Origin of the sequence: Ensifer sp. ENS03 (genome assembly GCF_014852035.1) — a bacterium.
GTDB classification, from domain to species: Bacteria; Pseudomonadota; Alphaproteobacteria; order Rhizobiales; family Rhizobiaceae; genus Ensifer; species Ensifer adhaerens.
This window is the reverse complement of the sequence record NZ_JACVAV010000002.1, coordinates 645821-657823: the sequence shown is the minus strand read 5'-3', so window position 1 is coordinate 657823 and position 12003 is coordinate 645821. Positions and strand designations below refer to the sequence as shown.

Genomic DNA, 12003 nt, shown 5'->3' with positions numbered 1-12003 from the left:
GATGTCAGACTTTCTGACAGGATTCGCTTTTTTCCTGATCATCGAGGGGCTGGTGTACGCACTGGCCCCTTTGGTTTTGGTGGAAATGGCGAAGCGTTTGCCGTATGTCCCCGAACATCAGCTTCGACTGGCGGGGCTCGTTTGCGTGGCTGCCGGGGTCGGACTTGTATGGTTGCTTCGAGGATAATGCGAAATGCCACATAAACTGCTGATCCGGCTGGTCGATGCCGAATACGCCATCACCCGCCTTAATATCGGCTCCAGCATGCCGGAATGGCTGCCGGGGCCGGGCTTCTGGACCGTGTCGAGCTCGCGCGAGGAGATGACACTGGTCTGCCGGGCCGCCCGCGTGCCGTCCAGCGTCCAGAGTTCGCTCGGCTGGCGCTGCTTCCGCGTCGAGCAGCATTTTGCCTTTGACGTGCCTGGCGTGCTCGCCTCGGTGCTCCGGCCGCTTTCGGATGCCGGCGTCGGCGTCTTTGCCAATTCGACCTTCAGCACCGACTACATCTTCGTTGCCGGCTCCGATCTCGACAAGGCGGTCCAGGCGCTGAAAGACCACGGCCACGAGCTCACCACCTGATCAGCCACGCCCGGCCTCGACCTAAAGGCTCGGCCGGGAACGCCCGTCCTTTCGCACCCGTGCGCGCAAGGATCAGGAAATCGTGTTTGGACCCTTCCGAATTCCGCCTTATCTTCAGAGGAAAGTCGGACGTCGCGGTCTTGCGGCTTGCGTTTGTCAAATCTGCCGCATAAGCCCGGCCGACGGTTTCGGTCGAGGCGGAATTATGCGAAGAATCAAAGTGCTATGGTGTGCCGGTGTCACCGCACACAGCCAGAGGAGCTGAAGCGAATTGTCCACGCGATCAAAATCCCGAGTACACTCGCTTGGCGCCTCCCTCGGCGTTCTGGCGCTCGCAGGCGCGCTTGCCTTCAGCAGCACCGCACTCGCCCAGAACACGGCGATCCGGCCGCCGAGCAATGGCCCGGCCTCCGTCGCCGATCTGGCCGCCGGACTGCTGGATGCCGTCGTCAACATCGCGACTTCGCAGAAGGTCAAGAACGACGATGATGCGCCGGCGCCGCAGGTGCCGGAGGGCTCGCCCTACCAGCGCTATTTCGACGAATTCTTCAAGGGCCAGGGCAATCAGGGCGGTAACCGCCAGCGCACGGTCGAATCGCTCGGCTCCGGCTTCGTCATCGATCCCTCTGGCTACATCGTCACCAACAACCACGTGATCGAGGGCGCCGACGACATCGAGATCAACTTCGCCAATGGCAGCAAGCTGAAGGCGAAGCTCGTCGGCAAAGACACACAGACCGATCTCGCGCTGCTGAAGGTCGAGCCGAAGGCGCCGCTGAAGGCCGTGCCTTTCGGGGATTCGCGCAAGATGCGCATCGGCGACTGGGTGATGGCGATCGGCAACCCGTTCGGCCTTGGCGGTTCCGTTTCGGTCGGCATCATCTCGGCGCGCGGCCGAAACATCAACGCCGGCCCCTATGACAATTTCATCCAGACGGACGCTGCGATCAACCGCGGCAATTCCGGCGGGCCGCTGTTCAATATGGCCGGCGAAGTGATCGGCATCAACACGGCGATCATCTCGCCAACGGGCGGCTCGATCGGCATCGGCTTCTCCGTGCCGACCGAACTTGCCGCCAATGTGGTACTTCAGCTCAAGGACTTCGGCGAGACGCGTCGCGGCTGGCTCGGCGTGCGCGTCCAGCCTGTGAACGACGATATCGCCGAGAGCCTGAAGATGGACGCGCCGCGCGGCGCGCTCGTCTCTGGCATCATCGAAGGCGGGCCGATCACGCACGGCGAGATCAAGGCCGGCGACGTCATCGTCAAATTCGACGGCCATGATGTCGGCGAGGTGCGCGACCTGAAGCGCGTGGTCGCCGAAAGCCCCGTCGGTAAGGCGGTCGATGTCGTGGTGATCCGCGACGGCAAGGAACAGACAGTCAAGGTGACGCTCGGACGCCTCGAGGATGGCGCGCTTGCAAGTGCCGACGCGGCAACCGGCGACGAGGGGTCGAAGGCTGACAAGCCGGAGGCTGCGCCGCTTCCAGCGACCGACGTCGTGCTCGGCATGAAGCTTGCGACGCTCAACGAAGAGGCGCGCAAGAAATACGGCATTGCCGAAGACGTGGACGGCGTTGTCATCACCGAGGTCGCGCCGAATTCGGTCGCGGCAGAGCGGCGCGTAGAGGCGGGCGACGTCATCGTCGAGGTCGGTCAGGAGGCGATGGAGACGCCCGCCGACGTGGCCGACCGGGTCGAGGAGCTGAAATCCAGCGGCCGTCGCCACGCCGCCCTTCTGATCTCCAACAAGTCCGGCGAATTGCGCTTCGTCACCGTTCGGGTGGAGTAGGGCGCATCGCGCCTTTCGGCAGTTGCGGCTGCGGCATCGGATCGATGCCGCAGCGCCGCTTTCGGTCGACGCCGATTGTCTGAATCTTTTCAGTGCTATCGCCCCTGGAGCTGAGAGGCTGAATCCACATGCTCAGGTTTTGATTCAAGGCTGCGGTCCGGCCGACGGGCCGCAGCGTGCTCATGATGGGCACAGACACGGCCCTTCATCCCGCTGCCGCGACCTTCTCCCCGCTTGCGGGGGAAGGGTTAGGGTGAAGGGCATTCGAGAAGTGGTGAGGTGCCCTTCTTTCAGCAGTCCTCGCTCGCTTGCCTGGGGTGCGGGGACGGCTTGCGCGCCGGCTGGAAGGTCATCAGCCTGAGGGCTTCGAACAGAATTTCGATAATCGTATGCATTGCCGCACCTCCTTTCTTGCAAGCATTTCACTCCACTTGCCGGCACCCCTCAAACGAGTTTACAGTCGCCTTCGGATAACTTGAGGTTATGCATGAAGCGCGGCCGACTGCCCCTGACAGCGTTGCGGAGTTTCGAGGCGGCCGGGCGACTGGAGAGTTTCACACTGGCTGCATCGGAGCTTTTCGTCTCGCAGGCGGCCATCAGCCGGCAGGTGCGCGAGCTCGAAGAGCTGATCGGCCGGCCGCTGTTTGAGAGGCTCCACCGCGGTGTGCGGTTGACGGCCGATGGTCAGGCGCTGCTCGGCACGCTGACATCTGCCTTCGACATGGTGGGCGAAAGCCTCGACGCGCTCTCGGGGCGGCGGTTGTCGCAGACGCTGAAGGTCAGCGCCGAACCATCCTTTGCCGGCTGCTGGCTGGTGCCGCATTTGCAGGAATTTCAGGAGGCGCATCCGGAGATCGATCTGGTGATCGATGCGGAGTCGCGGCTCGCCGAGTTTCGAAGCGGCGAGGCCGATATCGCCATCCGCCACAGCTTGACCGCCCGCGCCTGGTCGCGGGTGGAGGCGCGGCCCCTTGCCGAGGTGGAGATGGTCCCGGTGATCACGCCTGCGCTTGCCGGCGCCGGGCGACCGCTCGACCGACCCGAAGACCTGTTGCAGCATCCATTGTTGCATGAGGATAACCGGCAACTCTGGGAACAATGGTTTGCGGCGGCCGGCACCGCGCCGGTGAAGCTTGCACGCGGCGCGATCTTCGCCGATGGCTCGATGGTGCTGCAGGCGACGCTGCGCGGCAGCGGCGTCGGCCTCATCGACCGCGACCATGCCCGCGACGACATCGCCGCCGGCCGGCTGATCCAGCCGTTCGACGCCTCTGTGCCCTATGGCGCGTTCTTTATTGTGGCGCGGCGCTTCGAGGCGCTGTCGGAGGCGGCCAGGGCCTTTGTCGACTGGATCGAACGGAGCTACCCGGGGGCGGGGCGAAAGCGGTGAGGCGGCCCTTATCCTCAGGGCGAGCGCTTGCCCCTCATCCGCCTGCCGGCACCGTCTCTCCGCACGCGGGGAGAAGGAAAGATATGGCGAACGCCCGCCATTCTTCAGAGGTGGTTGGGTAGTGCCAGTGCGGCTGGCGTCTCTCTTCCCGTCTGCGGAGAGAGATGTCCGGCAGACAGAGAGGGCAACCCACGAAGCGGCAGCTTATTTCCCGGCCTTTGAACGATGCACGCGCCATTCCTCGGCGCTGATCGCATAGAGCACATGCCGAACCAGGGTCGGCTGATCGATTGGGACGCGGGGGTGGTCGAAGTCGCGGCTTGGGTCGCGGTGCATGCCGATCCGTTGCATGACAGCGGTCGAGCGGGTGTTGGCGGGAACCGCGAAGGAGACGACCTCGCTCAAGCCCTTTTCCTCGAAGCCGTAGCGCAGCAGGGCGTTGGCCGCTTCGGTGACGTAGCCCTTGCCCCAGCAGGGCGGGGCCAGTCGCCAGCCGATTTCGACCGTTCCTTTGGGCAGGTGCGGCTCCAAATCCGTGAGCGCGAGGCCGCAGAAGCCGATTGGCTTGTCGTCGGCCTTGAGCGCCACGGCGAAGAAGCCGAAGCCGGTTTCGGCGATGCCCTTGCCGACGCGATCGAACAGCGCGTCTGATTCCGCGCGGCTGCGGCGGAAGGGAAAGAATTCCATCACCTTGGGATCGCTGTTGATCGCGAAGAAGAGATCGCGATCGCTTTCCTTCCAGGCGCGGATGCGCAGCCGCTCAGTCTCGGCAATGATCATCCGGCGAAATCCGTCTTGCGATAGCCCTGCAGATAGAGAAGGGCGGTGAGGTCGCCGTGGTCGATGCGGACCTTGGCCTGCTCGGCAACGACGGGCTTGGCATGCAGCGCCACGCCGGTGCCGGCAAGCTGGATCATGCCGAGATCGTTGGCGCCGTCGCCGACGGCAAGGGCATCGTCCGTCGAGATGCCGAGGCGGTCGGCGATCTCGATCAGCGAATCGACCTTGGCCTGCTTGCCGAGGATGGGATTGGCGACTTCGCCGGTCAGGATGCCGTCTTCGGCGAGCAGCGTATTGGCGCGGTTCTCGTCAAAGCCGAGCATCTCGGCGATCGGGCCGGTAAAGACGGTGAACCCCCCGGAGACGAGCGCGGTATAGTGACCCTTGCTCTTCATCGTCGCGATCAGTTGTTTTCCGCCCGGCGTCAGCGTGATGCGCTTGGCGATGACCTCGTCGACGACGCCAAGTGGCAGGCCCTTCAGAAGTCCTACGCGTTCGATCAGCGCCGGCTCGAAGGCGATCTCGCCGTTCATGGCGCGGGCGGTGATCGCCGCCACCTTGTCTTTCAGGCCGACTTCGGCGGCGAGTTCGTCGATGCATTCCTGGCCGATCATGGTCGAGTCCATGTCGGCGATGAGCAGCTTCTTGCGGCGGCTCTCGGCGTCTTGCACGGCGACATCGACCGGTGCATCGCCGATCGCGCCGCGCAGCAGGGTTTCGGCGGCATCCGGATCGGTGCCGTCGGTCAGCGCGATATCGCAGGCGATGCCATCGGCGAGCCAATAGAGGCCGGATGCCTTGACGGCGTCAGCGGCTGCTTCCGCCAGTGCTGGCGTCAGAACAGGATTTGACGGATTGGCGATAAGCGTGGCAACGAGAGCCATGGACAACAACCTTGATACCGAGAGCGACGCGATCCTGATAACCGGGCCGACCGCCAGCGGCAAGTCCGCGCTTGCCGTCGAACTGGCGCGCCGACACGGCGGCGTGGTCGTCAATGCCGACAGCATGCAGGTCTATGACACGCTGCGGCTGTTGACGGCGCGGCCGGACGAGGCCGACATGGGCGGCATCGGGCACTGTCTTTACGGCCATGTGCCGGCGGCATTCGCCTATTCCACCGGTGCCTGGGCGCGCGAAGCGCAGGCATTGGTCGCTCAGCTAAAGGGCGAGGGACGCTTGCCGGTTTTTGTCGGCGGCACCGGGCTCTATTTCAAGGCGCTGACCGGTGGTCTCTCGGACATGCCGGAGATCCCGGCGGCGATCCGGGAAAGGCTGCGCGAGCGGCTGAAGGCGGAAGGGGCGGAGGCGCTGCATCGCGACCTCGAAGCCAGGGATCCGGAAACGGCGGTGACACTGAAGCCCGGTGACGGCCAGCGGATCGTGCGGGCGCTCGAAGTGGTGGAGGCCACCGGCAAGCCGATCCGCTTCTTCCAACAGCAGACCGGACCCATGATCGTCGACCCGGACCGGGCTACAAAATATGTCGTGCTGCCGGAGCGAAAGCTCCTGCACGACCGCATCAACCGTCGCTTCCAGTTGATGCTTGCCGGCGGCGCGATCGACGAAGCGCGGGCGCTGCTTGCGCTCGAGCTGCCGTCGGAAATGCCCATCATGAAGGCGATCGGCGTCAGCCAGATCGCAGCCCTTCTGAAGGGCGAACTCGATGAGGCCGAAGTGATCGAGATGGGCGCTGCGGCGACGCGACAATATGCCAAGCGGCAGATGACCTGGTTCCGTAACCAGCTCGACGACAGCTGGCAGCGCATTTCGAGCGCCGAGGAGGTGCTTTGACGAGCGCCGTTGCTGCGGATCAGGCGGCGAGGTTCAGCTGCCAGGACACGCCGAAGCGGTCGGTGACCCAGCTGAAGCGCTGGCTGAAGCCGTAATTGTCGAGTGGCATCAGCACTGCCCCGCCTTCGGCGAGCATGCCATAAAGCGTGATGATCTCATCCTCGCTCTGGCATTCCACGAAGAAGGAGAACGACGGGGTGAAATCGAAGGCGTGCCGGACCGGGCTGTCGATGCACTTGACCCGCTGCGCGCCGAGCCGGAAAAGCGCCACCTTGACGCTGCCTTCGGGACCTTGCTCATCCGGTCCATAGCGCTCGACTTCCAGCACCTCGGCATTCGGGAACAGTGAGACGTAGAAGGCCATGGCGTCGTCGGCGACGCCATCCTGGAACATCAGAAAGGGCGTGATGCTTGTAACCATGGCGCGCTCCCGTTGTCGTCGGTGTCAACAAAACCGGCTGACTGATCCTACCCCAGGATGTCGCCACGACAACGGTCGGCCCGCGGCAAAGTTCCCTTGCAGGATAGGCGCTGATGCCTTGCTGTGAGCGGGGCGGCCCCGCAGGTTCGGGCGGCGCATGCCATGTCCCGATCATGACAGACGAGCAGAAAACGTCTCCTGACAGCGCGGAAATCCGTCTGTCTCCCGATGAAGCCCTGGTGCTCTTTGAACTTCTGTCGCGTTGGAGCGAGGAGAACACAGTTCCAACGCCGGACGCCTCCTGTTTCGAAAGCACGGCCGAATGCGCGGTGCTGCTCGCAGTGCTGGCAGACCTTCAAAAGCAGTTGGTCGCACCCTTTCGCGAAGACTACGCCGAAGCGGTGAAAGCGGCACGCCGCCGTCTGGCGCCATCGTGGGATTACCCTGACCTCAGGGGGTGATTTGCTTGCTTGTGCCTACGCTTGATCGGCTCACACCAGTCACGCCAGCAGCGGCCACAGCGCCAGTCCGATCCCGATGATGCTGGTCGCAAACAGGGCCGAGCGCAGCACGGGAATGCCGATCGCATAGGCGAGCCAAAAGGCGAGCCGTGCCGAAAGCCAGACGATCGCACCGAGTTCCGTCGTCGTGTTGTTTGCGCCGGTGACTTCGACCGCAAGCAGCGCGGACGCGGCGAAGGGAAAAGTCTCGAGGAAGTTTGCCTGCGCGCGTTTCAGCCGTCCGACGAGGGGCGTTGGCGGCGGCCCGGCCGCTTCGCGCGAAGAGAGCGACCAGGCCAGTCCGTTCTGGCGCGTCTGGAGTTGCGCCGCGACAAAAACCTGGATGATGCCGAAGATGCAGCCGAGCGCCAGCACGGTCATCTCCATGCTCATGGTCGCGCTCCGAAAGCCGTCTCGAACTTTACTGTCGCGTGTGCCTGCGCCATGTCAGCCATCGTGCTTTCCTCCCGCATTGTTTGCTGAAAGCACGCTAACTCTCTGGTACGATATCGTAAATACGGACAAAAAGGATAGTACGGGGGGGCGCCGACATGACGGAACAAGCGCGGCATCGGACCGAGGTGTCGGGCCGAAAGTGTCCAGCCTGACCGGTCTCGACATGAGCCATATCCGGCTCTGCCCCGCCATCGCCTTCAACCAGATCGTCGGCGGGCGCTACAAGCTGCACATCCTCTGCGTGCTCGAAGGCGGGACGCACCGCTATGGCGAAATCGGACGGTCGCTGCTTCGTGGCGGGCTCGGTAAGCCGATCACCCCGCGTATTCTCAGCCGCGAACTGCGGGAACTGGAAGAACGGGGCCTGATCAGTCGCCGGGACTATCCCGTGGTGCCGCGCAAGGTGGAGTACAGCCTGACCGAACATGGGCGGGCGCTGTTGCCGATCCTCGCCGAAATCGTCCGCTGGGGCGCAACGGGCGCGCACGAGCAAATCCTCGGGATATGACTTCCTCCTGCCTCCTGCTCGGCCCTTCAAAACGTCGAGAAGGCTGTCGCGCTCACGCTTTCACGGCCGAGAAGAAGAGGAAGCGCGGTTTGGTCGTCAGGCTCCTGTAGGCGTCCGGAAAGAGCGTGCTGGCACGCGGATCGGGCTCCGGTTCGCTCACCGTCTCGGTGGCAAATCCGGCTGATTTGAGCGCATCGAACATGGCGTGCAGCGGGCGGTGCCAGAAGCGCATGTGGATGGTCCTGCCGCCCCGTTCCCAGGTATCGTCGAAGCGATAGGTCTCGAAATAGTTGTCGTGACCGGAAAGGGAATGATCCATGAACGGATGGTGCGTTGAGAAAACCAGGCGGCCGCCCTTCTGCAGAACCCGGTTGAATTCGGAAAGCGGGAGCGACCAGTCCTCCAGATAGTGCATGACGAGGGATGCCACGATGAGGTCGAAGGCACCGTCGTCGAACGGCAAGGGTTCGCCCAGATCGGCCATCAGCAATTGCGCACGCCCGTCGAGGCGTCGACGGGCGATGTCCAGAAGACCGGCGCTGCGATCAATGCCGGTCACCGTGGCGCCGCGCTCGATGAGCGCTGCCGCGTGCGCTCCGCCGCCGCAACCGGCGTCGAGCACCCGAAGCCCGGCGACGTCGCCGGCGAGTGCCAAAGTCGCCGGCCGCTCGTAATAGGCGTTCCAGGCGTTGTTCTCGTTGTCGGCATCATAGGCTGCCGCAAAGGCATCGTAGTCGTTCTCTGGCAAGGTCTTTTCTCCGCTGCCACCGAAAGGCGTGCGCGATCAGATGTCGAAGCGCTTGAAACTTCTATTCTATCGGTCTGCGACGCCATCGGGCAACGCCGCTTGTACCGTTCTGTTCGGGTGCCAGGAGCCACGGCCGCATTGGGGCGGGCCAACGCATGGCAATCGCATTAATATGGAGCGGCCCCTGGAGGACCTTCGGTCGCGAGGACGCGTGCGACCACCCAGCGAGCCGCTATTCCCCTCCAGAGTTGTTCACGCACTGCCGCCCGCAGCGCATGTCTGGACGAAACGCTTTTACATCTCTGGTTGTCAAATGGGGCGCCCGCAGTTTTACGCGTTCGCTGCCTAGGTCTTGCGGATGATGCTGCCGAGGGGCCGCTTCAACAGGCTTTCGCGCAGCGACCCCTGGCGCGGCCGCTCGCCCGACGCCGGGTCAGCCGGTTGCGAACGGCGTTGGGCCTGATCGGCCGGGGATGGCTCGTTCAAGAGCTGCTGGCGGATCTGATTGAAGCGCTCCAGCTCCGGATTGACGGGGGCAGGCGCGCGCGGAAGCATGTCCGGACGATAGGGCTCGATCTCGACCTGCGGCTCGCTGAGGCCCGGTTGCGGCTCGGCTTCTGCCGTGGCGCCCAGTTCGGTCTCCCAGCGCTGCTCTTCGCTCACGGTCTGCGCCGCCATGTAGCTCTGCTGGAAGTTCGAAATATCCGGCCCGTTGATGGCGCGCATGCGGCTGACGATCGCGCGCAGGTCAACGGTCGGCGGATGGTCCTCGTCGATCCGGTCGATGATCCCGTGGGCGCGAGGCAGGCGCTCCTCGGCGATGCGAGAAAAGCGCATGCGCATCGGCACGGCCACCGCCTCGCCGAATGCGATTGCCTCGCCATTGCCGATCGAGGAAATGAAGCTGGTCGTCGATGTCGACGAGTTCGGAATGGCCGAGCGGATGATGTCCTGGTCACGGTCGTTGGCAAGCCGCATGGCAAAGACCGTCGAGCACTGCGACAGGATCGTCGGATCGAGTTCGCCGGGGCGCTGGGTGATGATGCCGAGCGAGACGCCGTATTTGCGGCCTTCCTTGGCGATGCGGGCGATCGCCTGCCGCGTCGGAAGGAAGCCGAGCGACGGATCGGCGGGCACATAGCGGTGCGCCTCTTCGCAGACGACCAGCATATGGATGCCGCCATTGCTCCAGAGCCCGATTTCAAACGCCATGCGGCAAAGCACCGAGGCGACGGAATTAACGACTTCCGAGGGGATGCCGGCCAGCTGGAAGGTGGCGATCGGCCGGCCGTCGCCTGGAATGCGGAAAACCCGGGCGATCGTATCCTGGATCGTGTCGGTGATCGTGTTCGACGAGAACATGAAATGATAGCGCGGATCGTTGATCGCCGAGACGATCTTGACCTTGAGCGAGCGCAGATGCGGCTTGTCGTTGCGCCCTTCGAGCCGGCCGATGCGCTCGTCGATCAGCGCCAAGAGGTCGGCGATGCGGTAAGGCACCGGCGTGTCGGCGGTGATCGAGCTCTTTTCCGTCTGGCGCCGCACGATGCCGGCGTCGCCGCCGCCGCGGAAGGCCTTCTTCGCCTCGGGGATGATGTCGCGCAGCATGTCGAGCTCGTCCGGCGGCGCCGGGCGGCCGCGGAAGATCACCTCTGCGAACTCCTCCAGTCGGAAGAACCAGAAGGGCAAGTCGAGCGTATCGGTGTCGATGACGACGGCAAGGTCGGGGAAGGCGGCGGCAAATTCGTTGTGCGGGTCGAGGATCAGCACGCGCAGCTTCGGATCGGCAATGATCGCCTTGTTGAGCAGCAGCGTGACCGCGGTCGACTTGCCGACGCCGGTCGTGCCGACGATGGCGAAATGCTTGGCGAGCATCGAGGGCACGTGAATGGTTGCGTCGAGGCTCTCGTCCTGGGTCAGCTTGCCGATGATGCAGCTGTCGTTGCGGCCGGAATCGTAGATGCGCGCAAGGTCGGCGGCGCGGATGCGGTGGGCGATGGCGCCGAGATAGGGATATTGGCTGATACCGGCGGAAAACTCTTCACGACCGTCGGGCCCCCTATGGACCTCGCCCATCAGTTCGACTTCGATGCGGAAGGTGTTGTTGGTCTCTTCGCCCCATTCGCTGGAGGTGGTCTGCATCGAATAGACCAGCGCCACCACGCGGTTCCTGCCGACGGAAATGGAAATCAGCCGGCCGACGGACCAGAGTTCGGTCAGCGACGTCTCGCCGCTCTCTGCGATCGCAGCGATCGTCGCGCGCGCGCCGTTGCAGGCAACCACCCGTCCGAGGAACCGGTTGCCGGGCTTCAGGCCGTCACGGCGATCCTGCTCTCCGGCACGGATCGAGGAATGAAGTTCATTGTTCAGCAACGCGAGAAACCCCGGCAATACGGCGCTTCATGTTAGCCAAGGGGATTTAATAAGTGGTTTCGAGATGTTGCACGCTCGAGCACGCGGGGCACGGGCAGCGGCATGGCGACTTGCGCACTCCGATTTAGTTCCCTGTCAGAGCGATAGCCGGCCGGCCATCCTCCTCGCCGAGCTACCGTACTGCCAGCGCATCATGAAGTACGAGACGGTCAGGAGAAGGGCCATACCGCCTGCGATCACGAGACAGAGAACCATGTCCAGAGACATCAGCAGGGAGACGAACTGCTGCCGGTTGACGTAGTAGGCGATCTCATAGCCTGGGTCGCCGAATACAAACGCTATGACGTAGACCCAAGCAGCAATTGCAACACCCGGCAGAATGCTAATTGCCGTGGCTAAGCCCAAGGAGACGCGGGCCAGTTTCGCTTTCTCTTCTTCCGTCGGGCATCGGCGATGCCTTTGCACGAAACGGCTGGCTGTGGCGGTAGCCGATGACAATGTCTGCGCAAACCAGACGCCGAATGCAGTTCCCTTCGGTATCGGGCCAACAAGGGTCTCGTAGGCGAACATCCCGGTCACGCAGACTCCTGTCAACGCCAGGCAAACGAGGGCGAAGTAGCGATAATATGGCGTCAGTGACACGGTCGGCTTCATGCGTGGT

Annotated in this window: 14 protein-coding genes; 7 read left to right on the top strand and 7 right to left on the bottom strand. The window is 63.7% G+C overall.

The window, feature by feature from the left end; all coding sequences use genetic code 11:
- Position 1 precedes the first annotated feature (1 nt).
- The 4 genes from IB263_RS09995 to IB263_RS09980 all read left to right on the top strand — a co-directional run bounded on the left by IB263_RS09995 (position 2) and on the right by IB263_RS09980 (position 3762).
- Complete coding sequence (locus IB263_RS09995; protein ID WP_034792618.1) at positions 2-187, top strand: DUF2065 domain-containing protein; 186 nt, start codon at positions 2-4, stop codon at positions 185-187.
- A gap of 6 nt (positions 188-193) precedes the next feature.
- Entirely contained in the window at positions 194-580 is a 387-nt protein-coding gene (locus IB263_RS09990) for an ACT domain-containing protein (protein ID WP_034792627.1), read from the top strand.
- A gap of 271 nt (positions 581-851) precedes the next feature.
- Positions 852-2372 (top strand): DegQ family serine endoprotease, encoded by a 1521-nt coding sequence (locus tag IB263_RS09985; RefSeq protein ID WP_051659253.1) that lies wholly within the window; start codon positions 852-854, stop codon positions 2370-2372.
- 487 nt (positions 2373-2859) lie between these two features.
- Entirely contained in the window at positions 2860-3762 is a 903-nt protein-coding gene (locus IB263_RS09980; RefSeq protein ID WP_192438439.1) for a LysR substrate-binding domain-containing protein, read from the top strand.
- A 204-nt stretch (positions 3763-3966) separates the two neighbouring features.
- Here the strand turns inward: IB263_RS09980 and IB263_RS09975 are convergent, their stop codons facing one another.
- Positions 3967-4542 (bottom strand): GNAT family N-acetyltransferase, encoded by a 576-nt coding sequence (locus IB263_RS09975; protein WP_192438438.1) that lies wholly within the window; start codon positions 4540-4542, stop codon positions 3967-3969.
- Positions 4539-5426, bottom strand: coding sequence for a phosphoserine phosphatase SerB (serB, locus tag IB263_RS09970; RefSeq protein WP_192438437.1), 888 nt, complete (start codon positions 5424-5426; stop codon positions 4539-4541). The genes IB263_RS09975 and serB overlap by 4 nt, the downstream gene beginning before the upstream one ends.
- On the opposite strand from serB, the gene miaA reads away from it, so the two are divergent.
- Positions 5425-6336, top strand: a complete 912-nt coding sequence (miaA, locus tag IB263_RS09965; protein ID WP_192438436.1) for a tRNA (adenosine(37)-N6)-dimethylallyltransferase MiaA — start codon at positions 5425-5427, stop codon at positions 6334-6336. The two genes, serB and miaA, sit on opposite strands and share 2 nt — an antisense overlap.
- 19 nt (positions 6337-6355) lie before the next feature.
- On the opposite strand, the gene IB263_RS09960 is transcribed toward miaA, so the two are convergent.
- A complete protein-coding gene (locus tag IB263_RS09960) occupies positions 6356-6757 on the bottom strand; it encodes a VOC family protein (RefSeq protein WP_192438435.1) in 402 nt (133 codons plus the stop codon).
- A 173-nt stretch (positions 6758-6930) separates the two neighbouring features.
- Here IB263_RS09960 and IB263_RS09955 point away from each other — a divergent pair, with 173 nt between their 5' ends.
- The gene (locus tag IB263_RS09955; protein ID WP_060582720.1) at positions 6931-7218 is read left to right on the top strand and encodes a hypothetical protein; all 288 of its coding nucleotides are present in this window, start codon (positions 6931-6933) and stop codon (positions 7216-7218) included.
- A gap of 39 nt (positions 7219-7257) precedes the next feature.
- Here the strand turns inward: IB263_RS09955 and IB263_RS09950 are convergent, their stop codons facing one another.
- On the bottom strand, positions 7258-7650 hold the full coding sequence (locus IB263_RS09950) for an MAPEG family protein (protein ID WP_192438434.1): 393 nt from the start codon (positions 7648-7650) through the stop codon (positions 7258-7260).
- 202 nt (positions 7651-7852) lie between these two features.
- On the opposite strand from IB263_RS09950, the gene IB263_RS09945 reads away from it, so the two are divergent.
- Positions 7853-8221 (top strand): winged helix-turn-helix transcriptional regulator, encoded by a 369-nt coding sequence (locus IB263_RS09945; RefSeq protein ID WP_371814071.1) that lies wholly within the window; start codon positions 7853-7855, stop codon positions 8219-8221.
- 52 nt (positions 8222-8273) lie between these two features.
- Here the strand turns inward: IB263_RS09945 and IB263_RS09940 are convergent, their stop codons facing one another.
- The 3 genes from IB263_RS09940 to IB263_RS09930 form a co-directional block, all read right to left on the bottom strand.
- A complete protein-coding gene (locus IB263_RS09940; RefSeq protein ID WP_112771078.1) occupies positions 8274-8969 on the bottom strand; it encodes a class I SAM-dependent methyltransferase in 696 nt (231 codons plus the stop codon).
- Between the two features lie 345 nt (positions 8970-9314).
- A complete protein-coding gene (locus tag IB263_RS09935) occupies positions 9315-11342 on the bottom strand; it encodes an ATP-binding protein (RefSeq protein WP_112771199.1) in 2028 nt (675 codons plus the stop codon).
- A 135-nt stretch (positions 11343-11477) separates the two neighbouring features.
- Positions 11478-11996: an ABZJ_00895 family protein gene (locus IB263_RS09930; protein ID WP_192438433.1), complete on the bottom strand. Its 519-nt coding sequence runs from the start codon at positions 11994-11996 to the stop codon at positions 11478-11480.
- Positions 11997-12003: the final 7 nt, after the last annotated feature.

Coding starts and splice junctions, on each gene's coding strand:
- IB263_RS09975 (WP_192438438.1), bottom strand. CDS start 4,542: ATGATCATTGCCGAGACTGAGCGGCTGCGCATCCGCGCCTGGAAGGAA.
- serB (WP_192438437.1), bottom strand. CDS start 5,426: ATGGCTCTCGTTGCCACGCTTATCGCCAATCCGTCAAATCCTGTTCTG.
- IB263_RS09960 (WP_192438435.1), bottom strand. CDS start 6,757: ATGGTTACAAGCATCACGCCCTTTCTGATGTTCCAGGATGGCGTCGCC.
- IB263_RS09980 (WP_192438439.1), top strand. CDS start 2,860: ATGAAGCGCGGCCGACTGCCCCTGACAGCGTTGCGGAGTTTCGAGGCG.
- IB263_RS09950 (WP_192438434.1), bottom strand. CDS start 7,650: ATGAGCATGGAGATGACCGTGCTGGCGCTCGGCTGCATCTTCGGCATC.
- miaA (WP_192438436.1), top strand. CDS start 5,425: ATGGACAACAACCTTGATACCGAGAGCGACGCGATCCTGATAACCGGG.
- IB263_RS09995 (WP_034792618.1), top strand. CDS start 2: ATGTCAGACTTTCTGACAGGATTCGCTTTTTTCCTGATCATCGAGGGG.
- IB263_RS09955 (WP_060582720.1), top strand. CDS start 6,931: ATGACAGACGAGCAGAAAACGTCTCCTGACAGCGCGGAAATCCGTCTG.
- IB263_RS09930 (WP_192438433.1), bottom strand. CDS start 11,996: ATGAAGCCGACCGTGTCACTGACGCCATATTATCGCTACTTCGCCCTC.
- IB263_RS09990 (WP_034792627.1), top strand. CDS start 194: ATGCCACATAAACTGCTGATCCGGCTGGTCGATGCCGAATACGCCATC.